The following is a 21,466-nucleotide window of genomic DNA, read 5'->3' on the forward strand; positions in this document are numbered from 1 at the left end:
TCGGGAGGAGGTGCGCCGGCCGGCGCCGCAGGCTGCGCGGCACCGGCCGGGCACGCACCGTTACTGCGTCACTACCTTGCGCGGCTTGAAGATGCCCTGGTATTGCAGGGCCGGGCGTTCCTTCGTCGTCGGCGCGATGCCGTCGAAGGTCGGCGTCTGGCGCAGCTTCATCGCGGCCGGCGAAGCGACCGAGCCGATCGACGTCGAGCGCGAAGCCGGCGCGAGGTTGTTCGCGACGAGCAGCGCGGCCTCGCTCTTCAGGTTCGACAGCAGCACCGGATCGGACGAGCCGTTGACCTGCGTGAGCAACCCGCTCCAGGCCGCGTCGCTGTAGTTCACGACGTAGTAGTCGAGCCCGCTCGGGTCCGCGACCACGCCCGTGCAGCCGTCGATCCGCGTTTGCGTCTGCGTGTCCTTCAGCGCGAGCGTCGTGCGTTGCGCGAGACCCTGGCCGTACGCGAGCGTGATCGGCACCGTCCACTGCAGGCCCGGATACGCGTTCTTGTTCGGGAACGGCTGCTGCTTCAGCGTGACGATCGTCTGGTTCTTCGTCAGGTCGCATTGCGTGTCGAGCGAGATCAGCGGCACACCGGTCTGGCGCACGTAGCTGTCGCCGATCGCGCCGACCGACTGGCCGCTCTCCTTCGACAGCGCATCCCACAGGCGCTTCGGCGTGCCGTTGCCGAACGAGTAGTCGACCAGGTACTGCTGCAGACCCTTGCGCAGCGTCTGTTCGCCGAGATAGTTCTCGAGCGTCTTCAGCACGTGGCCGCCCTTGTCGTACGTGAACGCGCTGGCGCTCAGCACGAAATCGTTCGACGCCCAGCCGTTGAAGTTCGGCGCGACCGGGAACGCGTTCGGGCCGATGTCACGATTGATCACGCGGTACTTGTTCTTCACCTGGTCGAGCCAGCTGAACTCGTCGGGGAAGAACTGGATCGTCGTCTTCGTCTCGAAGAACGTCGCGAACGATTCGTTGAGCCACACGTTGTCCCACCAGTCGGTCGTGACGAGATCGCCGAACCACTGGTGCGCGACTTCGTGCGTCAGCACCTCGTTGCCGTAGTGCGACATCGGCTGGCCCGGCTGCGGCAGGATGTCGTCGGCGAACTCGAGGATCGACCCCCAGTTCTCCATCCCGCCGAAGTTCAGGTCCTTCTGCTCCTTGAACGCGTCGTTCGCGGCCACCGTGTCGAACTTCGTCAGCGGCAGCGCGATGCCCGTGTAGCGGTAGTAGAAGTCGAGCGCCTGCTTGGTGCGGTCCATCGCCGGCTTCGCCCAGTCCCTCATGCCCGGCGGCGTGAACACGCGCAGGTGCAGGCCGCCCTTGCCGCCCGGCAGCGGGCTCGTGAAGTCGTCCTCGTAGGTGTCGAACAGGCCGCCGCCGAAGAACAGCAGGTACGACGGCATCGGCGGGGTCTTCTCGAACTGCACGAGCTTGTAGCCGCCGCCGATGCTGGTGGACGGCTTCTCGGCCGCGTTCGACACGACGCGCCAGCTCTGCGGCACTTCGGCCGTCACTTCATAGGTCGGGCGGAACGCCGGCTCGTCCCAGCCGGGGAACCACTGGCGCGCCAGGTTGGTTTCGCCCTGGGTGAGGATCGCGCCGCTCGTCGTGCCGTCGGTGCTCTTCAGGTCGACGCGGAAGATGCCTTCCGCGGCCGAGCAGCCCGGATACGGATCGTCGCCGCAGCTGCCGCCGGTTTTCTTGACGGGATCGTCATACGACTTGAAGTTGATGATGCCCGACCACTCCATGTGCAGCGAATAGTTGCCCGGCGAGATCGAGCCGCTCACGGGTCGCAGCTGATAGAAGTCGCCCTTGTCCTGAGGCGTCGCGATCAGCTGGATATTGCCCGGCTGCAGCGTGATGCGGCCGTTCGTGAACTTGATCCGGTGGCCGGCGATCACGATGTTGTTGACCGGCTTCAGCACCTTGATCTCGACGTCGGCGCGGCCGTCGAACGCGTTCAGCGCTTCGTTCGGGCGGAACCACAGCCGGTAGTTCACGGGTACGACGGTGTCCGGCAACTCGACAGGCGACACGCTCTTGTCGACGTTGGATGCGCTCGGCGGCGCGGTGACGGCGGGCGACGAGCCCGAGTGCGGCGCGCCGGCGGAGCTGAGCGCGGAAGCCGAGCCCACGCCGCCGTCGTCGCCGCCGCACCCGGCGAGCGCGAGTGCGGCGACGAGCGGCAGATAACGCATCTTGCGAATGTTGATCGACATGACTGAAACCTCGATTGTGGAAAGAATCGTTCAGTGCTGCGAAAACGCCGGCAAAAGCAATCCCCTCGCCGTTAATCAACGGCGATGAAAATGCTAATGACGGATTATTCGAAAAGACGGCGGCCGACTACGTGAAGGTAATCATGGTTTACTGCCCCCTCTGGATTTCCGGATGTCGGTTAACTTGCCGGTTCAAAATGGACGGGCGCGTGTTGTACTGAATTGATTTCGCGCGCACGACACGGGGCCGCACGCCCTGCACGGGCGCGCAATCCCTTTGAACCGACGACCTACGGGGCTGGCCGGGCCAGTCCGCAGGACGGAAGGAAGGCGTGTCGCCGTTCCGTAAATGCGCCGTCATGCGGCTTCAAGGTTTGTCGGCTAGCTCGAAGGATGCGTAAATATACTTGATGGTTTTAGGTAAAGGAAACGAAAAATTTAGAAAGTGCGCCTATTGATTTTTTTGCGCTTCATTGAATGCCGTTAGTCATTAATGCGCTTTCCGTTTGGCTGGTGGCTTCGTAGTTTTAATCTATTAACGATCTGGCGCGGCTGCGAAAACTACGAAATCCGGCGTGCCGCGGCACGCTCGGTACAATGCATCGACGACCCGCTCACCGATTGCTGCGAGGAGGCCTTCCCATGCCACGAGCCCTGTTCCGTATCGCGCCGTGCTGCTGCTGTTCGCCGCAGTGATTCTGCTCGGCGGTTGCGCGGGGCTGACGCGCGACCCCGTGCGCGTGACGGTTGCCGGGCTCGAGCCGCTCGTCGGGCAGGGGCTCGAGATGCGTTTCAGCCTGAAGCTGCGCGTGCAGAACCCGAACGATGCGCCGATCGAGTACGACGGCATCTCGGTCGCGCTCGACCTGAACGGCACGCTGTTCGCGAGCGGCGTCAGCGATCGCTCGGGCACCGTGCCGCGTTTCGGCGAGGCCGTGCTCGACGTGCCGGTTTCCGTGTCGGCATTCGCCGCCGCGCGGCAGGCGTGGAACCTGCCCGGCGCGGCGGCGAACGGCGAACTGCCGTATGCGCTGCGCGGCCGGCTCGCCGGCGGCGTGCTCGGCACCGTGCACTTCAACGACGCGGGTACGCTGCGCCTGCCCGCGATGCCGGGATGGGGCGGCTGAACGGCGCGCCCGCGGCGGCGTCCGGCGTATGCCGCCGCCCGTGCTTTGCCGCGCGGGCAAAGCACGGTATGGTGTGAGCCGCGCGGTGCGATGCCGCCGCCTGTTGAAGCCAACCGTAACCGAGTTCGCGTGACCGATTTCCCTGTTTTCCACTGGACCGACGCCGACGGCGCCGATCATGCCGTGCGCTGGCGCTCCGAAGCCGGTGTGCAGCCGCCGAAGCGTGCCGTGCCCGCCGACGACCGCCTTACCGCCGACGCGGCCTACCGTCTTGCGTGCGAGGGCACCGCGCTCGTCTGGCAGGGCGATTTCCAGAATGCGCGCCAGCTCGTGCAGGCGATGGCGCGCCGCGTCGAGCGCAAGCCGAAGAAGGCAAAAGCCGCCGCACCCGGCGTCGACGCGTTCAACCTGCATCGTCTCGCGCAGTCGCAGCGCGCCCGCACGCTCGGGATGCTGCTGATCCCGCTCGACGCCGACTACACGATCCCGCTGCGCCGCGCGCCCGACGTGCGCGCCGCATGCGAGGAGGCGTACGGCCCCGGCGGCGCGCCGTCGGTCGTGTCGCTGCGCGAACTGCTCGGCCTCGTCGGTGCGCATGAATGGCGCAAGAAGGGCGTGCCGATCCCGGCGCTCGGCGGCGCGTCGATCCATCCGCACTACGGCGTGTTCTCGCCGGTGCGCGGCGAATACGTCGAACTCGTCGCGCGCGCGCCGCTGCCGGCGACGTCGCTTGCGTTCGACATCGGCACCGGCACCGGCGTGCTAGCGGCCGTGCTCGCGTCGCGCGGCGTCGAGCGCGTGATCGCGACCGACCAGGATCCGCGTGCGCTCGCCTGCGCGCGCGAGAACGTCGCGCGGCTCGGTCATGCGGATCGCGTCGACGTCGTCGAGGCCGACCTGTTTCCGGCCGGCCGTGCGCCGCTCGTGGTCTGCAACCCGCCGTGGGTGCCGGCCCGGCCGAGCGCGCCGATCGAATACGCGGTGTACGATCCCGACAGCCGCATGCTGCACGGTTTCCTGGCCGGGCTCGCCGCGCATCTCGAGCCGGGCGGCGAGGGCTGGCTGATCCTGTCCGATTTCGCCGAGCATCTCGGCCTGCGGCCGCGCGACACACTGCTGCAATGGATCGACGAGGCGGGCCTCGTCGTGCTCGGCCGCGACGACATCCGGCCCGCGCACCCGAAGTCGACCGACGCCGACGATCCGCTGCATGCGGCGCGCCGCGCCGAGGTCACGTCGCTGTGGCGGCTCGGCGCCCGAGCCTGACCGCGCATTTTCGGTAAACTGTCGCCATTCCTCACGAATTCCCGTCGCCGGGCCGTGGTCGACCGACCGTGGCCCGGCGCCGCATCACGATGTCCAACAAGACCCACGAAATCCGCCCGGAGCAGTCCGTCGAGCTGCTGAAGGAACTGCACATCCTCACCCGCGACGGAAAGCTGAACCAGGACAGCCGCCGCAAGCTGAAGCAGGTCTATCACCTGTTCCAGTTCATCGAACCGCTGCTGGCCGGCGTGCAGGCCGACAAGGGCAGCGTGACGCTCGTCGATCACGGCGCCGGCAAGTCGTATCTCGGCTTCATCCTGTACGACCTGTTCTTCAAGCAGCAGCCGGGGCATGGCACGCCGGCGTTCGCGTCGCACGTGTACGGGATCGAGACGCGCGAGGAGCTCGTCACGCGCTCGGCCGAGCTCGCCGCGCGGCTCGGGTTCGGCGGCATGTCGTTCCTGAACCTGTCGGTTGCCGATTCGATCACGTCGCCGCAGTTGCCCGAAGCGGTCGACGTCGTCACCGCGCTGCACGCGTGCGACACGGCAACCGACGACGCGATCCGCTTCGCGCTCGCCAAGCGCGCGCAGCACATCGTGCTGGTGCCGTGCTGCCAGGCGGAAGTCGCGGGCGTGCTGCGCAGGAACAAGGGCAAGTCGCTCGCGAACGCGCTGACCGAGGTGTGGCGACATCCGCTGCATACGCGCGAATTCGGCAGCCAGATCACCAACGTGCTGCGCTGCCTGCAGCTCGAAGCGCACGGCTACCAGGTCAGCGTGACCGAGCTGGTCGGCTGGGAGCATTCGATGAAGAACGAGCTGATCATCGCGCAGTACAAGAACCTGCCGCGCCGGCGGCCCGGCGAGCGGCTGAACGAAATCCTCGGCATGTTCGGGCTCGCCGAACTGAACGAGCGCTTCTTCGTGCCGGAAGCCGCGGCAGCGGGCGGCGAGGCTGTCGAGTCGGCCGAAAGCTGACGCGCGGGCGGACCGAGCCGCGTAGCGGCCGGCGCGAGCGCGCGGCGCATCAGACGTCGTCGCCCGGCCGGCGCATCCATTCGCGCCAGCCGTCGTGGCCGAGGCGGCGCAACGTTTCCTGGTTTTTTTCGTAGATCGCGGACGCGTCCGGGAACGCGTCGACCGCGCGCGCGATGCTGTCTTCGCGCAGCAGGTGCAGGATCGGATACGGCGCGCGGTTCGTGTAGTTCTCGATGTCGTCGGGGTCGCTGCCTTCGAACCGGTACTGCGGATGGAAGCTCGCGATCTGCAGCACGCCGTCGAGCCGCAACTGCTGCACGAGCCGGTCGGCGAAGAACAGCGCGTCGTTGAAGTCGACGAAATCGGCGAACGCATGCGGGAAGATCACGAGCGTCGTGTCGACCTGCTGCGGGTCCGCCGCGTCGAGCGCGCGCAACTCGGTTTCGAGTTCGGCGAGCGCGTCTTCCAGCGTCGTCGCTTCGCTGATCGCGTAGCGCACCTGTTCCTTCACATAGACGCTTTTCGCGAACGGGCACAGATTGAGCCCGATGACCGCGCGCGCGAGCCAGTGCCGCGTGGCGGCGAGGATATCGTCATGCGATTCGGGGCGGGTGTCGGTCATCGTGAAACCAGTCGGGCGGTGGGGCGGTGAGGGCCGCATTGTAGCGGGCACGCCGGGTTCGGGCGTGCGCTGCCCGTCATGCGCACGCGGCCTCGATCAACTGCGTGACGAGCGCGGGCGCGATGCCGATCGGCGTTTCGCCGTGCCGGTAGGTCTGGCTCGCCGCGTAGATGCCTTCGATCACCAGTGCGAGCGCATCGGCGAGCGCCTGCGGCTGCCGCGCGCCGGCGCCTTCGCACAACGCGACGAGCCGCTTCATCAGCTGTTCCTTGTTCTGCGCGACGCGCTCGCGCGCCGGGTGCGTCGCATCCGGGAATTCCGCGGCGACGTTGACGAACGGGCAGCCGCGATAGTCCTTCTGCGTCGCGCGCTCGGCAAGATCGACGAAATACTGGATCAATTGCGCCTTCGGCTCACCCGGATGCTTGGCGACGCTCGTCGCGAGACGCTCGAAGAAGCACGCGTCCATCCGCTCCAGGTACGCAAGGATCAGTTCGTCCTTCGACGAGAACTGGCGGTACAGGCTCATCTTGTTGACGCCCGCACGCTCGACGACCGCCTCGACGCCGACGGTACGAACGCCTTCCCGGTAAAACAGCTCCTCGGCGGCGCGCAGCAGGTGCTCGTGCGCGGTGGCGCCGTCGATCGGCCGGCGCGTGCGGCGCGCTAGCGGTTTGGCGGCTTCGATGCCGGACATGATGACCCTCGACTACGTGATGAATTGCTTGACATGTTACCGACTGGTAACTACGATCGCAACACACTTGTGACCGGTCGGTAACAATACCGGCCGGATCGACAGACAAATGCCAAGCATCGGCCCGGGTCAGCCGATGCGGTGTGCGGCGGAGGTGGCCTGGCTAGGTGGGGCGGAGCGGGTGCGATGGCGCCGGAGCCGCCAACTGGAGAACATGAAGATGAACTGGGCAGTGACACGAATCGGCGGGCGCTTTCACTACGGATGGCTCGCGGCGGCGGTGGTATTCCTGATCCTGCTGGCGGCAGCCGGCACGCGCGCGACACCGAGCGTGCTGATGGTGCCGCTCGAACGCGAACTAGGCTGGAGCCGCGCGGCGATTTCGCTGGCGATCTCCGTGAACATCGCGCTGTACGGGCTGACGGGGCCGTTCGCGGCCGCCGCGATGCAGCGCTTCGGGCTGCGCCCGACGATCCTCACCGCGCTCGTGACGATGAGCGTGGGCGTCGCGCTGTCGTCGATGATGACGCAGAGCTGGCAGATGGTGGTGATCTGGGGCCTGATGGTCGGCTGCTCGACGGGCGTCGTCGCGCTGACGCTGTCCGCGACCTTCGTCACGCGCTGGTTCCATGCGCGGCGCGGCCTGATCATGGGCATCCTGACCGCGAGCACGGCCACCGGCCAGCTCGTGTTCCTGCCGATGCTCGCGGCGATCGCGCAGCGCCACGGCTGGCGGCCGGTCGTGCTGGTCGTCGCGGTAGCGGCCGCGATCGTGATTCCGCTCGTCGCGTTCCTGCTGCCCGAACGGCCGGCCGACGTGCAGTTGCGCCCGTACGGCGAGCCGGCCGATGCGCCGCCCGCGCCCGAAGCGACGAAGGACAACCCGCTCGCGGTCGCGTTCCGCACGCTGCTGATGGCGAGCCGCTCGCGCGACTTCTGGCTGCTGTTCTTCAGCTTTTTCATCTGCGGCGCGAGCACCAACGGCTATGTCGGCACGCACCTGATCGCGATGTGCAGCGACTACGGGATGACCGAGGTGCAGGGCGCGTCGCTGCTCGCGGCGATGGGCGTGTTCGACCTGTTCGGCACGACGCTGTCGGGCTGGCTGTCCGACCGTTACGACAACCGCGTGCTGCTGTTCTGGTACTACGGGCTGCGCGGGTTGTCGCTGATCTACCTGCCGCATGCGTTCGGCATCGATTTCTTCGGGCTGCCGCTGTTCGCGATGTTCTACGGGCTCGACTGGATCGCGACCGTGCCGCCGACCGTGCGGCTCGCGACCGACGTGTTCGGCAAGGCTGCGGCGCCGGTCGTGTTCGGCTGGATCGTCGCCGGCCACCAGCTCGGCGCGGCGTTCGCGGCGCTCGGCGCGGGGCTGCTGCGCGCGAGCCTCGGCACCTACACGATCGCGTCGATGATCTCGGGCGGGCTGTGCATCGTCGGCGCGCTGATCGTGCTGCGAATCAACCGCGGCCCGTCGCGCGCAGCCGCGCAGGCGGCCTGAGCACGGTGGCCCGGCCGGTCGCGCCGCATGCGGCCGGCCATTGCAGGCACGGTGATTTGCATAGCGCGGGAGGATCGGGCGCGCAACCGCTCAAGCGGGTATGCTTGCGGTTCGCCGGGCGTTCGCGCCCCTTCATCGATTTCAGCGAGGAACCGCATGTCCGTCAAACCTGCTCCCACCACTGTTTCGATTCACGATTTGATCGCGGGCCGGTGGAGCCCGCGCGCGTATTCGGATGAGCCCGTCAGCGCCGGCGATCTGCACGCGGCGCTCGAAGCCGCGCGCTGGGCGCCGTCCGCGTACAACGCGCAGCCGTGGCGCTTCATCGTATTCGATCGCACGCAGGACGAAGATGCATTCAAGCGCGCATTCGCGACGCTGGTGCCGTTCAACCAGGGCTGGAATGCGCCGGCGCCCGTGCTGATCGCGGTGACCGCGCACACGCTTTCACCTAAGGGCGAACCGGCGCCGACCGCGCTGTACGATGCAGGCGCCGCCGCGATGTCGCTGGTGCTGCAGGCGCACGCGCTGGGCCTCGCCGCGCACCAGATGAGCGGTTTCGACGCGAAGGCGTTCCGCGACGCATTCGCGATTCCGGCGGACGTCGCGATCGTATCGATCATCTCGCTCGGCCACTACGGCAACGTCGACAAGCTCGATCCCGTGCTGCGCGATCGCGAGAAGGCGCCGCGCACGCGCCATGCGATCGGCGAAGTCGTGTATGCGGGCGCATGGAAGAAGAGCTTCGACGCGGCAGCCTGATCGCGCCAAGCGGGCGGCTGCATCGTGCATCCCGTCCGCACGCACCTGCGGCGCGCCAGGCCGCGCGCCGTCCCCGCTGAAGCCCGTTCCGCGGCACCCGTGGCCGGCCCCGGTTGTGATCCCGCGGGCTTCATGTTAAAAAGCCCGTCCTTTCCGTTTTCGCGCCGGCCCTGCTGCGGCAACTTCCCATGACTTACTGCGCGATCGATTTCGGCACGTCCAATTCCGCCGTGGCACTGCCCGACGGTGACGGCATGCGCCTCGCGCCCGTCGAGGGCGACCACCTGACGCTGCCCACCGCGATCTTCTTCAACAACGACGAGGAGACGGTCGAGTACGGTCGCGCGGCGCTGGCCTCCTATATCGACGGTTTCGACGGCCGGCTGATGCGTTCGATGAAGAGCATCCTCGGCTCGCCGCTCGCGGAAACGACGACCGATCTCGGCGACGGCAGCGCGATCGCGTACACGGAAATCATCGCGCGTTTCCTGACGCACCTGAAGCGCAAGGCCGAAGCGCGCGCGGGCGCGCCGATCGGCCGCGCGGTGCTCGGGCGGCCCGTGTTCTTCGTCGACGACGATCCGCGCGCCGACCGTCTCGCACAGGATCAGCTCGAGGCGGCCGCGCGGTCGGTCGGCTTCGCGGACGTTCACTTCCAGTACGAGCCGATCGCCGCCGCGTTCGACTACGAATCGCGCCAGCAGGCCGAACGCCTCGTGCTCGTCGCCGACATCGGCGGCGGCACGTCCGACTTCTCGCTGGTGCGCGTCGGGCCCGAGCGGATGGCGCGGCTCGAGCGCAAGGACGACGTGCTGGCCCACCACGGCGTGCACGTCGCGGGCACCGACTACGACCGGCGTGTCGAGCTGGCAGCGATCCTGCCCGCGTTCGGCTACCGTTCGCTTGACCCGGAAGGGCGCGAACTGCCGAACAAGATCTACTTCGATCTCGCGACCTGGCACCTCATCAATACGGTGTACACGCCGAAGCGGCTCGGCGAGCTGAAGCTGATGAAGCACCTGTACCAGGATGCGCGGCAATACGACCGGCTCACGAGCGTGGTCGAGCAGCGGCTCGGGCATGCACTGATGGCGCGCGCGGAAGAAGCGAAGATCGGCGTCGCGGCGGGCGGGGAGACGATGATCGACCTGAACGACGTGGAAGAAGACTTGCTGATCGCGTTCGATTCCGATCGTCTCGTCGATGCAAGCCGCGACGACACCGCGCGCATCGTCGACGCCGCGCGCGAGACGGTTCGGCTCGCGGGTGTCGCGCCGCGCGACGTCGGCGCACTGTATTTCACCGGCGGCTCGACCGGGCTCGCATTTTTGTCGGGCGCGCTCGCGGGCGCGTTCCCGGATGCGCAGCCGGTATTCGGCGACCGCCTCGCGAGTGTCGCGACGGGGCTCGGCATTCACGCGCAGCGCCTCTTCGGCTAAACGGCGGGCGGCTGCATTGCCGCCGTGCCGAACTGGCGCCGAAAAACAAAAAGCCCCGCCGAAGCGGGGCTTTTTTCACGAATTATCGCGCCAAGCTTAGACCGGACGGATGTTCGCAGCTTGCAGACCCTTCGGGCCCGTCTTCACTTCGAATTCAACCTTCTGGTTTTCTTGCAGCGTCTTGAAGCCTTCGACGCGGATTTCCGAGAAGTGCGCGAACAGATCGTCGCCGCCGCCTTCCGGGGTAATGAAGCCGAAGCCCTTTGCGTCATTGAACCACTTGACGGTACCGGTTGCCATGTTACTTGTTCCTAAAAAGATAAAACGGGGCCGAAGCCCATGGGGTGCGGAAAATCAAGGAAGGGGTAATAGGACCAACCGGAGTACCGTTGATGGGCGAACTACGAAAGAACCAATTCACTCGCCACTTGAAATCCTGCGAAGTCCTTTATACGGCTAATTACCCGCGTGGTCAACCGTATTTCCGTGCTCTCAGGGTTATTGCGTAGATCAGGTTTACAAAGCTTGCAAGCGATGCGAATTTTTTGTAGGGGCCGATCGATTTTGGCGCCACGCTTGAGGTGCAACCGTTAAACTACGCGCCGCGCGGACGGGTTGCCCCGATCGGATGACTCGTCCCCCCAAGAATGCGTGCGCGGTGCTGTCCGAGCCGATCCCGGACCGCGGGCCGACCATGCTTTTTGAGACACAGGAGAGGATGTGAAGAGTTCTATTCAACGGAACATCGGCCCGTTTGCATTGATGCTGACGGGACTGGGTTCGATTATCGGCTCGGGCTGGCTGTTCGGCGCCTGGAAGGCCGCGAAGATTGCCGGTCCGGCGGCGATCTGCGCATGGATCATCGGCGCGGTCGTGATTCTCGCGATTGCACTGACTTACGCCGAGCTGGGCGCGATGTTCCCCGAGTCGGGCGGCATGGTGCGCTACGCGCGCTATTCGCACGGTTCGCTGGTGGGCTTCATCAGCGCATGGGCCAACTGGATCGCGATCGTATCCGTGATCCCGATCGAGGCCGAAGCGTCGATCCAGTACATGAGCACGTGGCCGTATCCGTGGGCGCACGCGCTGTTCGTGAACGGCGAGTTGACGGTACCCGGCCTGTTGTTGTCGGCCGTGCTGGTCGTCATCTACTTCATGCTGAACTACTGGGGCGTGAAGGCCTTCGCGCGTGCGAACACCGCGATCACGATCTTCAAGTTCCTGATCCCCGGTCTGACGATCCTCGGCCTGATGCTGACGAGCTTCCATCCGGAGAACCTCGGCACCGCCTCCAATGCGAGCTTTGCGCCGTACGGCTGGTCGGCCGTGCTGACCGCGGTCGCGACGAGCGGCATCGTGTTCGCGTTCAACGGCTTCCAGAGCCCCGTGAACCTCGCGGGCGAAGCGCGCAATCCGTCGCGCAGCGTGCCGTTCGCGGTGATCACGTCGATCCTGATCGCGCTCGTGATCTACGTGTTGCTGCAGATGGCCTACATCGGCTCGGTGAATCCGGCCGACGTCGCGAAGGGCTGGTCGCACTTCAACTTCTCGTCGCCGTTCGCGGAACTCGCGATCGCGCTGAACCTGAACTGGCTCGCGATCCTGCTGTACGTCGACGCGTTCATCAGCCCGAGCGGCACCGGCACGACCTACATGGCGACGACCACCCGCATGATCTACGCGATGGAGCGCAACAACACGATGCCGAAGATGTTCGGCAACGTGCACCCGATCTACGGCGTGCCGCGCCAGGCGATGTGGTTCAACCTGCTCGTGTCGTTCATCTTCCTGTTCTTCTTCCGCGGCTGGAGCTCGCTCGCGGCAGTGATCTCGGTTGCGACGGTGATCTCGTACCTGACCGGCCCGATCAGCCTGATGGCGCTGCGCCGCGCGGCGACCGACATCGAGCGCCCGCTGTCGATTCCGCTGATGAAGCTGATTGCACCGTTCGCGTTCGTCTGCGCGTCGCTGATCCTGTACTGGGCGAAGTGGCCGCTGACAGGCGAAATCATCCTGCTGATGATCGTCGCGCTGCCGGTGTATTTCTACTTCCAGGCGAAGTCGGGCTGGACCGGCTGGGGTGCCGACCTGAAGGCCGCATGGTGGCTGGTTGCGTACCTGCCGACGATGGCCGTGCTGTCGCTGATCGGCAGCAAGGAATTCGGCGGTCACGGCTATCTGCCGTACGGCTGGGACATGCTGATCGTCGCTGCGATTTCGCTCGTGTTCTACTTCTGGGGTGTGAGTACCGGCTACCGGACCCAGTATCTCGACGAGCGCGAGTCGCACGACGAGATCCTCGAAGGGGTCGGTGTCTGACGCGTGACCTGCCGCCGGATTCGGCGGCGGCGGGAAGCAGTGAAAAAAACCCGCCCGGGCATTGCCCGGGCGGGTTTTTTGTTTGTTGTCACCGGTTGTCTCGCGAAATTCAGGCGGCCGCGCTCGCGAACACGTAGTTCGTCATCGCGAGCACGCGCTGGTAGGTGCCGAGCGACTGGATGCCGAGCTGGTAGTCGTCGTCCGCCGCGCCGAGCGCGGTGAATACCGGCAGCAGATGTTCGTCGGTCGGGTGCATCAGCGCCGCGTGCGGCGCCTGCCGGCGGTAGTCGAGCAGCGCGTCGACGTCGCGCGCGGCGAGCTTCGCCTCGAACCAGTCGGTGAATTCCGCGACGCGCGGGTCCGCATCCTCGGGCGCCGCGCTGAAATCGGCGGCACGCAGGTTGTGCGTGATCTGGCCCGAGCCGATCACCATCACGCCTTCGTCGCGCAGCGGCCGCAGCGCGCGGCCGAGCGCGAAGTGGTGGGCCGCATCGGCGCGCGGCTGGATCGACAACTGCGCGACGGGCACGTCGGCTTCCGGGAACATCAGCAGCATCGGCACCCACGCGCCGTGGTCGAGGCCGTGCTCGGTCGTCGCGGTCGCGATGCCGGCTGCGTTCAGCAGCGCGGCTGCGCGCTCGGCGACGTCGGGGGCGCCGGGTGCCGGATAGCGGAGCTCGTACAGCGCGCGCGGAAAGCCGTAGAAGTCGTGGATCGTTTCCGGGTGCGCGGCGACGCTCGCGACCGGTTGTTGCGTGCCCCAGTGCGCGGACAGCATCAGCACCGCGCGCGGGCGCGGCAGTTCGGCGCCGAGGTGCGTGAACGCACCGGACGGCAGCGTCGGGTCGATCGGCAGCGTCGGCGCGCCGTGGGACAGGTACAGCGAAGGCAAGCGGTTCATGGCGGTGGCCTGCAAAAGGGTTTGCCTGTGACTATAGGCGTGCACCGGGCATTGATAAATCCGCGTTCTGGAATTTGATTGACTCTTGTTTGTTGATAATCGATTAGATGCAACGCGTCCCGGTGCGGGTTGGTGACAGTACGCGTGAAAACGGATGAATTACCGGTTGAATCGGCGAAGATGCGAGAAGAACGGGGCGCGACGGTCGGTTTACTGCGCGTGCCGGATGCCGGCCCACGGCGTCGTCAGCGGTGCGCTGAGCGCGAACAGGTCGAGCACGCGGGCGACGGTCTGATCGACGAGTTCCTCGATCGTCTTCGGCATTGCGTAGAACGCGGGCAACGGCGGAAAGACGATGCCGCCCATTTCGGTGACGGCGGTCATGTTGCGCAGATGCGCGAGGTTGAACGGCGTTTCGCGCACCATCAGCACGAGCCGGCGGCGTTCCTTCAGCGTGACGTCGGCCGCGCGCGTGATCAGGTTGTCGGACAGCCCGTGCGCGACGCTTGCGAGCGTCTTCATCGAGCATGGTGCGATCACCATTCCGTCGGTCGCGAACGAGCCCGATGCGATCGTCGCGCCGACGTCGCGCACCGAGTGCACGATGTCCGCGCGGCTTTCGACATCCGCCTTCGGCAGCTTCAGTTCGTGCTGGATGTTGAGCCAGCCGGCGTTCGAAATCAGCAGGTGCGTTTCGACGCCGCCGGCGGCGCGCAGCAGATCGAGCAGCCGCACGCCGTAGATGGCGCCGGTGGCGCCGGTGATCGCGACGATCAGCCGGCGTGGCGGCGCGCTGGGAGATGCCATTGAAAGGGTGGGGCGCGGGTCGGGCGTGTTAAGCGGCGGCGAACAGTTGCTGCAGCTCGCCCGACTGGTACATCTCCATCATGATGTCCGAGCCGCCGACGAATTCGCCCTTCACGTAGAGCTGCGGGATGGTGGGCCAGTTCGAGAATTCCTTGATGCCCTGGCGGATTTCGTCGTCCTCGAGCACGTTGACCGTCTTGAACTGGTCGACGCCGCAGGCCTTCAGTACCTGCACGGCGCGGCCCGAGAAGCCGCACATCGGGAATTGCGCGTTGCCCTTCATGAAGAGCACGACCTGGTTTTCGTCGACGATTTGCTTGATACGTTGTTGGGTGTCCATGACTGACCTTGCGTTTGCGGGGCGTTAGATCGAAATGATAGCGGATTTCAACCGGGCGGGCCGGGCATCAGCCCGGCAGGCGGCCGCCGGTCGTGCGTTCGATTGCAGCCAGATCGGCGAGCGATTCGACCGCGACGAAGCCGTGCGACGACAGCACCGCGCGGACGGCTTCGGCCTGGTCGTAGCCGTGCTCGATCCACAGCGTGCCGCCCGGTTTCAGGTAGGCGCCGGCGCCCGCGACGATCGTGCGGATCGCGCTGAGGCCGTCGGCGTCGTCGGTAAGCGCACCGCGCGGCTCGAAACGCAGGTCGCCCTGCGCGAGATGCGGATCGTGTTGCGCGATGTACGGCGGGTTGCTGACGATCGTGTCGAATACGAACGCCGGATCGAGCGCCGCGTACCAGTCGCTCTGCAACCAGTGCAGCGGGCCGCCGGGGCGGTGCGCGTCGAGCAGCTTGCCGGCGTTGCGTTGCGCGACCGCGAGCGCGGCCGGCGAACGATCGAGCGCCCACACGCGTGCATCGGGACGCTCGGCGGCGATCGACACGGCGATCGCGCCGCTGCCGGTGCCGAGATCGAGCACGGCCGGATGCGGCAGCCCGTCGATCGCATCGAGCGCGGCTTCGACAAGCAGTTCGGTTTCGGGGCGCGGGATCAGCACGTCGGGCGTCACGTCGAACGGCCGGCCGAAGAATTCGCGCATCCCGACGAGTTGCGCGACCGGCTCGCCGGCCATGCGGCGCGCTTCGAGCGCGCGATAGCGTTCGACCGCGGCAGCGTCGAGCGGCGCGTCGCCGCGCGTGATCAGTTGCGTGCGGGTCCAGCCGAGCGCGTGCGCGAGCAGCACGCGCGCATCGACCGCGTCGAGCGGCGACGCACGCAGCAGTTCGTCGGCGGTAGTGTCGGGCATCGCGGCCTCAGTCGGCGTCGCCGAGCGACGCAAGCAGTTCGGCCTGGTGCTCGCTGACGAGCACGCCGATCAGTTCGTCGAGATCGCCGTCCATGATCGCCTCGAGCCGGTACAGCGTCAGGTTGATCCGGTGATCGGTCATCCGGCCCTGCGGGAAGTTGTACGTGCGGATCCGCTCCGAGCGGTCGCCGGAGCCGATCAGGCTCTTGCGCGTCGCCGCTTCCTTCGCGTGCTGCTCGTGATACTGCTTGTCCTTGATGCGCGCGGCGAGCACCTTCAGCGCGCGATCCTTGTTCTTGTGCTGCGAACGGTCGTCCTGGCACTCGACGACGATCCCGGTCGGGATGTGCGTGACGCGCACCGCCGAATCGGTCTTGTTGATGTGCTGGCCGCCCGCGCCGGATGCGCGGAACGTATCGATCCGCAGATCGGCCGGATTGATCTCGACCTCGCCGATCTCGTCGGCTTCCGGCATCACCGCGACCGTGCACGCGGACGTATGGATGCGCCCCTGCGTCTCGGTCGCCGGCACGCGCTGCACCCGATGGCCGCCCGATTCGAACTTCAGGCGCGAATACGCGCCCTGGCCCGCGATCCGCACGATCACTTCCTTGTAGCCGCCGAGATCCGACGCGCTCTCCGACATCATTTCTACCTGCCAGCGATGACGTTCCGCGAAGCGCAGGTACATGCGCAGCAGGTCGCCCGCGAACAGCGCCGATTCGTCGCCGCCCGTGCCCGCGCGGATTTCGAGGAAGATGTTGCGATCGTCGTTCGGATCCTTCGGCAGCAGCATTTTCTGCAGCTCGACCTCGAGGCGGGTCATGCTCTCGCGCGCGCTGCGGATCTCGTCCTCGGCGAAATCGCGCATCGAAGGATCGGCGAGCAGCTCCTGCGCGGCTGTTTCGTCGCTGCGCGACTGGCGCCACAGCGCGTACTGCTCGACGACCGGGCCGAGTTCCGCATGTTCGCGCGTCAGTTTGCGGTACTGGTCGAGATCGGCCGTGACGTTCTCGCGGCTCAGCAGGTCGTTCAGTTCGGCCAGCCGTGTGGACAGCTGGTCGAGCTTGCGTTGCATGCTCGTCTTCATGGTGTGGAGCGGCGCTCCCGGGCAAGGGTATTCGGAAAGGATAGGCCGGCTCGCGGCCGGCGGCAGGGCGACCGGCCGGCGCTAGTGGCCGGACTGGTCGTTCGAGCGCGGCGCGTGCTGGTAGAAGCCGCGCATCAGGTCGATCAGCGAATCGCGATCGGCGCCGTTCACGCGGTTGAGCGCGCTCGTCGGGCCGTGGATCAGCTTGTTGGTCAGCGCCTGCGACAGCGCTTCGAGCACGGCGGCCGGATCGTCGCCGCGCGCGAGCAGCTTCTGCGCCTTGTCGACTTCCGCCCGGCGCAGCGCGTCGGCCTGCGTATGCATGTGACGGATCACCGGCACGACGCTGCGTGTATCGAGCCATTGCATGAAATTCTGCACGCGCGTCTCGATGATCGCTTCAGCCTGCGCGACCGCCGCCTGGCGCGATGCGTTGCCTTCGCGCACGATCGCGCCGAGATCGTCGACGGTGTAGAGGAACACGTCCTTCAATTTGCCGACTTCGGGCTCGATGTCGCGCGGCACCGCGAGGTCGACCATGAAGATCGGCCGGTGGCGGCGCGCCTTCACCGCGCGCTCGACTGCGCCGAGGCCGATGATCGGCAGCGTCGACGCCGTGCACGACACGATGATGTCGAATTCCTGCATGCGGGCCGGCAGGTCCGACAGCGGCATTGCGCGGCCGTTGAAGCGTTCGGCGAGCCGCTGGCCGCGTTCGGCCGTACGGTTCGCGACGACGAGTTCGCGCGGGCCTTGCGCGGCGAAGTGCGTCGCGCACAGCTCGATCATCTCGCCGGCGCCGATGAACAGCACGCGCTGATCCGACACCTTTTCGAAGATCCGTTGTGCGAGGCGAACCGCGGCGGCGGCCATCGACACCGACTGCGTGCCGATCTCGGTCGTGCCGCGTACTTCCTTCGCCACCGCGAACGTGCGCTGGAACAGCTGGTTCAGATAGGTGCCGAGCGCGCCGGCTTCCGTCGCGGTGCGTACGGCGTCCTTCATCTGGCCCAGAATCTGCGTTTCGCCGAGCACCATCGAATCGAGGCCGGATGCCACGCGGAATGCATGACGGACCGCTTCCGACTGCGGCAGCGCATACACGTGCGGCGCGAGTTCGTCGACCGGAATCCGGTGATACTCCGACAGCCAGCGGACCGCGCCTTCACGTGCCGCGCGATCGTCGGTCGCGCAATACAGTTCGGTGCGGTTGCAGGTGGAGAGGATCGCCGCTTCGGGCGTATTGGGCGCCTGGGGCCCGAGGAGCACGTTCTTGAACGTGACGAGAGCCGGCTTGATCTGCTCGAGCGGAAACGCCACGCGTTCGCGCAGGGCGACAGGCGCAGTGTGGTGATTGATTCCGATCGTGAGGAGTTGCATATCGAGGGCTATCGTTTAGCCCCATATTATAGCGTTTCGGCGATTTCCTCACTCGCCGCATACCGGGCATCGGCGTGGCGTGGCCGGGAATTCGGGGGCTCGATCGGCACGCGGTCGAGCTGATAGCCGTAGCCGTAGAGCGGCAGCAGGCGGTAGCCGTGCTCCGGAAGCAGTTGCAACTTGCTGCGCAGCCGGGACGCGTGCGTATCGAGCGTGCGCGACTTCATGTCGCGGCGGCGTGCCCACACCGTTTCGAGGATATGGGCACGCGACACCGGCCGCGACAGGTTCGCGAACAGCAACTGCGCGAAGCGGAACTCCTTGGGCGTGAGTGAAACGATTGCGTCGCCGAAGCGCACAAGGCAGTGCGTGGCGTCGAAAGCGTATTCGCCATACATTTCGCGCGAGCGGGTCGGCGGCCGGCGCACGCCGGCGCGTCGGCTCAGCGCGTTGACGCGCGCAAGCAGCTCGGGCCCGCTCACGGGACGCACGAGGCAATCGTCGGCGCCCGCGTGCAGGCACGATACGATTTCGCTTTCGCGCGGCAACTGCATCACGGCGATGGCCGGCAGCCCGGGCAGGATCGCCTGCGCGCGCGGTATGACTTCCTCGGCTGGCTGGTCGCCGGCCCAGTTGCCGGTGATCAGCATGTCGCAGGTGTCGGTGGCGAGCCATTCGAAGAACGCCGTGCTGGACGAAAACGCGTGGCACACATGACCGCCCGCAAAGAGCAGGCGGTTCAGGAGTGCGGCATGACGCGCCTCCGGATCGATCAGAGCGATTCGCATGAGAGTTTCTTCAATACGGCAGCCGGTGCGCGCTTGCCATAACGTCGAGTCGGCCCCTACACTCGAATGTTCGCGGCGCCCGGCTGGTCTCGGGTTCGATGGATGAATCGATGCTAGCCGCTGGCAACGTTCACGCCTATTGGACGAATCCGAATTTATAGAAGGCGTCGAATGAACTGGTTTGGAATCCTTGTCCTGGGAGCGGCCGTCGGGCTGTTCGGCCGATGGCTGCATCCGATGCGGCGCACGGGCCGGCCGGCGTGGTGGATCGCGGTGCTCGTCGGCATCGTGGGCGCGGCTGCCGCCCGCATGGCCGGCAATCTCTCTGGACTGTTTTACGATGGCGAGACGCTCGAATGGCCGGTCTGCACCGGCGTCGCGTTCCTTGCCGTAGCCGTGACGGTCGCGCTGTCGGCCCGTCGCTGAATGCTCTCAGGTGAAATCATGAATGCCCGTCTTCCCGAAGTCTCGTCGGTGCCGGCCCGTCTCGCGCTGCTGCGCGGCGCCATGGCCCGCGAGGACCTGGCCGCCTATCTCGTGCCGTCCGCCGATCCCCATCTGTCCGAATACCTGCCCGAGCGCTGGCAGGCCCGCCGCTGGCTGTCCGGCTTCACGGGCTCGGTCGGCACGCTGGTCGTGACCGCGGATTTCGCGGGGCTGTGGGTCGACAGCCGCTACTGGGTGCAGGCCGACGCCGAACTGGCCGGCACGGGCGTGCAGTTGATGAAGATGACGGGCGGGCAGCAAAGCGCGCCGCACGTCGACTGGCTCGCGCAGAACGTGGCGGCGGGCGCGACGGTCGGCGTCGACGGCGCCGTGCTCGGCGTCGCGGCCGCGCGCGGGCTGACGGCCGCGCTGAGCGCGCGCGGCATCGCGCTGCGCACCGATCTCGACCTGCTCGACGCGATCTGGCCCGAGCGGCCGGGGCTGCCCGGCGACGCGGTGTTCGAGCACGCGGCGCCGCAGGCCGATACGACGCGCGCGAGCAAGCTGGCCGAAGTGCGCCGCGCGATGCACGCGCAGGGCGCGCAGTGGCATTTCGTGTCGACGCTCGACGATCTGGCCTGGCTGTTCAACCTGCGCGGCGCCGACGTCAACTTCAATCCCGTGTTCGTTGCACACGCAATGATCGGCGCCGATCGCGCGACGCTGTTCGTCGCCGACGGCAAGGTGCCGCCGGCGCTGGCCGCGTCGCTCGCGCAGGACGGCGTCGACGTCCGTGCCTACGATGCCGCGCGCGCATCGCTCGCGGCGCTGCCCGACGGCGCGACGCTGCTGGTCGACCCGCGCCGCGTGACGTTCGGCACGCTCGAGGCCGTGCCGGCCGGCGTGAAGCTCGTCGAGGCCGTGAATCCGTCGACGTTCGCGAAGTCGCGCAAGACGTCCGCCGAGATCGAGCACGTGCGCGTGACGATGGAGCACGACGGCGCCGCGCTCGCGGAATTCTTCGCCTGGTTCGAGCAGGCCGTGAACCGCGAGACGATCACCGAGCTGACGATCGAGGAGAAACTCACGGCCGCGCGCGCACGGCGCCCCGGTTATGTGTCGCCGAGCTTCGCGACGATCGCCGGCTTCAACGCGAACGGCGCGATGCCGCATTACCACGCAACGCCCGAGTCGCACGCGACGATCGCCGGCGACGGCCTGCTGTTGATCGATTCGGGCGGCCAGTACGTGACGGGCACGACCGACATCACGCGCGTCGTGCCGATCGGCACCGTCAGCGACCTGCAGCGGCGCGATTTCACGATCGTACTGAAATCGATGATGGCGCTGTCGCGCGCACGCTTCCCGCGCGGCATCCGCTCGCCGATGCTCGACGCGATCGCGCGTGCGCCGATGTGGGCGGCCGGGCTCGACTACGGCCACGGCACGGGGCATGGCGTCGGCTATTTCCTGAACGTGCACGAGGGCCCGCAGGTCATCTCGCACTACGCGCCGGCCGAGCCGTACACGGCGATGGAAGAGGGAATGATCACGTCGATCGAGCCGGGTGTGTACCGGCCCGGCCAGTGGGGCATCCGGATCGAGAACCTGGTCGTGAACCGCGCGGCCGGGAAGACCGAGTTCGGCGATTTCCTCGCGTTCGAGACGCTGACGCTGTGCCCGATCGACACGCGCTGCGTGCTGATCGAGATGCTGCACGACGAAGAGCGCGCGTGGCTGAACACGTATCACGCGACGGTGCGCGAGCGCGTCGGCCGGCACCTGAGCGGCGCTGCGAAGGCGTGGCTCGACGCGCGCACGCAGCCGATCTGACGCGACGGGCGATTCCGGCCGGGCGGCGGCCGAACCACAGCAGCGA

The 21,466-nt window shown here is 66.9% G+C and carries 20 protein-coding genes; 9 read left to right on the plus strand and 11 right to left on the minus strand.

Features of this window, described 5'->3' with window-relative positions:
• Positions 1-60: 60 nt before the first annotated feature.
• Entirely contained in the window at positions 61-2,229 is a 2,169-nt protein-coding gene (locus GD429_RS30630) for a M1 family metallopeptidase (RefSeq protein WP_152862686.1), read from the minus strand.
• A gap of 671 nt (positions 2,230-2,900) precedes the next feature.
• On the opposite strand from GD429_RS30630, the gene GD429_RS30640 reads away from it, so the two are divergent.
• From GD429_RS30640 to GD429_RS30650, 3 genes are all read left to right on the plus strand, one after another.
• Positions 2,901-3,356, plus strand: a complete 456-nt coding sequence (locus GD429_RS30640) for an LEA type 2 family protein (RefSeq protein WP_321575001.1) — start codon at positions 2,901-2,903, stop codon at positions 3,354-3,356.
• Positions 3,357-3,485: 129 nt separating this feature from the next.
• Positions 3,486-4,622: a class I SAM-dependent methyltransferase gene (locus GD429_RS30645; RefSeq protein WP_321575002.1), complete on the plus strand. Its 1,137-nt coding sequence runs from the start codon at positions 3,486-3,488 to the stop codon at positions 4,620-4,622.
• A gap of 89 nt (positions 4,623-4,711) precedes the next feature.
• Positions 4,712-5,602 carry a class I SAM-dependent methyltransferase gene (locus GD429_RS30650; RefSeq protein WP_152862690.1) on the plus strand — a complete coding sequence of 297 codons (891 nt, stop codon included), beginning with the start codon at positions 4,712-4,714 and terminating at the stop codon, positions 5,600-5,602.
• Positions 5,603-5,651: 49 nt separating this feature from the next.
• Here GD429_RS30650 and GD429_RS30655 read toward each other — a convergent pair whose 3' ends face one another.
• Positions 5,652-6,224 carry a DUF1415 domain-containing protein gene (locus tag GD429_RS30655; RefSeq protein WP_152862692.1) on the minus strand — a complete coding sequence of 191 codons (573 nt, stop codon included), beginning with the start codon at positions 6,222-6,224 and terminating at the stop codon, positions 5,652-5,654.
• A 76-nt stretch (positions 6,225-6,300) separates the two neighbouring features.
• Positions 6,301-6,921 (minus strand): TetR/AcrR family transcriptional regulator, encoded by a 621-nt coding sequence (locus GD429_RS30660; RefSeq protein WP_152862694.1) that lies wholly within the window; start codon positions 6,919-6,921, stop codon positions 6,301-6,303.
• Between the two features lie 220 nt (positions 6,922-7,141).
• Between GD429_RS30660 and GD429_RS30665 the strand changes: the two genes are divergently transcribed.
• From GD429_RS30665 to GD429_RS30675, 3 genes are all read left to right on the plus strand, one after another.
• Positions 7,142-8,425, plus strand: a complete 1,284-nt coding sequence (locus GD429_RS30665) for an MFS transporter (protein ID WP_152862696.1) — start codon at positions 7,142-7,144, stop codon at positions 8,423-8,425.
• 156 nt (positions 8,426-8,581) lie between these two features.
• Entirely contained in the window at positions 8,582-9,187 is a 606-nt protein-coding gene (locus GD429_RS30670) for a nitroreductase family protein (protein ID WP_152862698.1), read from the plus strand.
• Positions 9,188-9,375: 188 nt separating this feature from the next.
• Complete coding sequence (locus tag GD429_RS30675; RefSeq protein ID WP_152862700.1) at positions 9,376-10,626, plus strand: Hsp70 family protein; 1,251 nt, start codon at positions 9,376-9,378, stop codon at positions 10,624-10,626.
• 96 nt (positions 10,627-10,722) lie between these two features.
• Here the strand turns inward: GD429_RS30675 and GD429_RS30680 are convergent, their stop codons facing one another.
• The gene (locus GD429_RS30680) at positions 10,723-10,926 is read right to left on the minus strand and encodes a cold-shock protein (protein ID WP_006477070.1); all 204 of its coding nucleotides are present in this window, start codon (positions 10,924-10,926) and stop codon (positions 10,723-10,725) included.
• A 420-nt stretch (positions 10,927-11,346) separates the two neighbouring features.
• Here GD429_RS30680 and GD429_RS30690 point away from each other — a divergent pair, with 420 nt between their 5' ends.
• A complete protein-coding gene (locus tag GD429_RS30690; RefSeq protein WP_321575004.1) occupies positions 11,347-12,945 on the plus strand; it encodes an APC family permease in 1,599 nt (532 codons plus the stop codon).
• A 109-nt stretch (positions 12,946-13,054) separates the two neighbouring features.
• Here the strand turns inward: GD429_RS30690 and GD429_RS30695 are convergent, their stop codons facing one another.
• The 7 genes from GD429_RS30695 to GD429_RS30725 form a co-directional block, all read right to left on the minus strand.
• On the minus strand, positions 13,055-13,846 hold the full coding sequence (locus tag GD429_RS30695; protein WP_152862704.1) for a DODA-type extradiol aromatic ring-opening family dioxygenase: 792 nt from the start codon (positions 13,844-13,846) through the stop codon (positions 13,055-13,057).
• A 210-nt stretch (positions 13,847-14,056) separates the two neighbouring features.
• Positions 14,057-14,653, minus strand: a complete 597-nt coding sequence (locus tag GD429_RS30700; protein WP_152862706.1) for a UbiX family flavin prenyltransferase — start codon at positions 14,651-14,653, stop codon at positions 14,057-14,059.
• 28 nt (positions 14,654-14,681) lie between these two features.
• Entirely contained in the window at positions 14,682-14,993 is a 312-nt protein-coding gene (gene grxD, locus GD429_RS30705) for a Grx4 family monothiol glutaredoxin (RefSeq protein ID WP_006753626.1), read from the minus strand.
• A 67-nt stretch (positions 14,994-15,060) separates the two neighbouring features.
• Positions 15,061-15,903 (minus strand): peptide chain release factor N(5)-glutamine methyltransferase, encoded by an 843-nt coding sequence (gene prmC / locus GD429_RS30710; RefSeq protein ID WP_152862708.1) that lies wholly within the window; start codon positions 15,901-15,903, stop codon positions 15,061-15,063.
• Between the two features lie 7 nt (positions 15,904-15,910).
• Positions 15,911-16,993: a peptide chain release factor 1 gene (gene prfA / locus GD429_RS30715; RefSeq protein ID WP_152862710.1), complete on the minus strand. Its 1,083-nt coding sequence runs from the start codon at positions 16,991-16,993 to the stop codon at positions 15,911-15,913.
• An 81-nt stretch (positions 16,994-17,074) separates the two neighbouring features.
• Positions 17,075-18,373, minus strand: coding sequence for a glutamyl-tRNA reductase (gene hemA / locus GD429_RS30720; RefSeq protein ID WP_152862712.1), 1,299 nt, complete (start codon positions 18,371-18,373; stop codon positions 17,075-17,077).
• Positions 18,374-18,399: 26 nt separating this feature from the next.
• On the minus strand, positions 18,400-19,161 hold the full coding sequence (locus tag GD429_RS30725; RefSeq protein WP_152862714.1) for a response regulator transcription factor: 762 nt from the start codon (positions 19,159-19,161) through the stop codon (positions 18,400-18,402).
• Positions 19,162-19,332: 171 nt separating this feature from the next.
• Here GD429_RS30725 and GD429_RS30730 point away from each other — a divergent pair, with 171 nt between their 5' ends.
• Complete coding sequence (locus GD429_RS30730) at positions 19,333-19,587, plus strand: hypothetical protein (RefSeq protein WP_034183709.1); 255 nt, start codon at positions 19,333-19,335, stop codon at positions 19,585-19,587.
• A gap of 18 nt (positions 19,588-19,605) precedes the next feature.
• Entirely contained in the window at positions 19,606-21,420 is a 1,815-nt protein-coding gene (locus tag GD429_RS30735) for an aminopeptidase P family protein (RefSeq protein WP_152862716.1), read from the plus strand.
• Positions 21,421-21,466: the final 46 nt, after the last annotated feature.

This window comes from Burkholderia sp. BE17 (assembly GCF_009362305.1).
GTDB lineage: Bacteria > Pseudomonadota > Gammaproteobacteria > Burkholderiales > Burkholderiaceae > Burkholderia > Burkholderia pyrrocinia_C.

Bases quoted from the DNA above. Each gene is read 5' to 3' on its own strand.
- GD429_RS30630 (WP_152862686.1), bottom strand. From the start codon at position 2,229: ATGTCGATCAACATTCGCAAGATGCGTTATCTGCCGCTCGTCGCCGCA.
- GD429_RS30650 (WP_152862690.1), top strand. From the start codon at position 4,712: ATGTCCAACAAGACCCACGAAATCCGCCCGGAGCAGTCCGTCGAGCTG.
- GD429_RS30655 (WP_152862692.1), bottom strand. From the start codon at position 6,224: ATGACCGACACCCGCCCCGAATCGCATGACGATATCCTCGCCGCCACG.
- GD429_RS30660 (WP_152862694.1), bottom strand. From the start codon at position 6,921: ATGTCCGGCATCGAAGCCGCCAAACCGCTAGCGCGCCGCACGCGCCGG.
- GD429_RS30665 (WP_152862696.1), top strand. From the start codon at position 7,142: ATGAACTGGGCAGTGACACGAATCGGCGGGCGCTTTCACTACGGATGG.
- GD429_RS30670 (WP_152862698.1), top strand. From the start codon at position 8,582: ATGTCCGTCAAACCTGCTCCCACCACTGTTTCGATTCACGATTTGATC.
- GD429_RS30675 (WP_152862700.1), top strand. From the start codon at position 9,376: ATGACTTACTGCGCGATCGATTTCGGCACGTCCAATTCCGCCGTGGCA.
- GD429_RS30680 (WP_006477070.1), bottom strand. From the start codon at position 10,926: ATGGCAACCGGTACCGTCAAGTGGTTCAATGACGCAAAGGGCTTCGGC.
- GD429_RS30695 (WP_152862704.1), bottom strand. From the start codon at position 13,846: ATGAACCGCTTGCCTTCGCTGTACCTGTCCCACGGCGCGCCGACGCTG.
- GD429_RS30700 (WP_152862706.1), bottom strand. From the start codon at position 14,653: ATGGCATCTCCCAGCGCGCCGCCACGCCGGCTGATCGTCGCGATCACC.
- grxD (WP_006753626.1), bottom strand. From the start codon at position 14,993: ATGGACACCCAACAACGTATCAAGCAAATCGTCGACGAAAACCAGGTC.
- prmC (WP_152862708.1), bottom strand. From the start codon at position 15,903: ATGCCCGACACTACCGCCGACGAACTGCTGCGTGCGTCGCCGCTCGAC.
- prfA (WP_152862710.1), bottom strand. From the start codon at position 16,993: ATGAAGACGAGCATGCAACGCAAGCTCGACCAGCTGTCCACACGGCTG.
- hemA (WP_152862712.1), bottom strand. From the start codon at position 18,373: ATGCAACTCCTCACGATCGGAATCAATCACCACACTGCGCCTGTCGCC.
- GD429_RS30725 (WP_152862714.1), bottom strand. From the start codon at position 19,161: ATGCGAATCGCTCTGATCGATCCGGAGGCGCGTCATGCCGCACTCCTG.
- GD429_RS30730 (WP_034183709.1), top strand. From the start codon at position 19,333: ATGAACTGGTTTGGAATCCTTGTCCTGGGAGCGGCCGTCGGGCTGTTC.
- GD429_RS30735 (WP_152862716.1), top strand. From the start codon at position 19,606: ATGAATGCCCGTCTTCCCGAAGTCTCGTCGGTGCCGGCCCGTCTCGCG.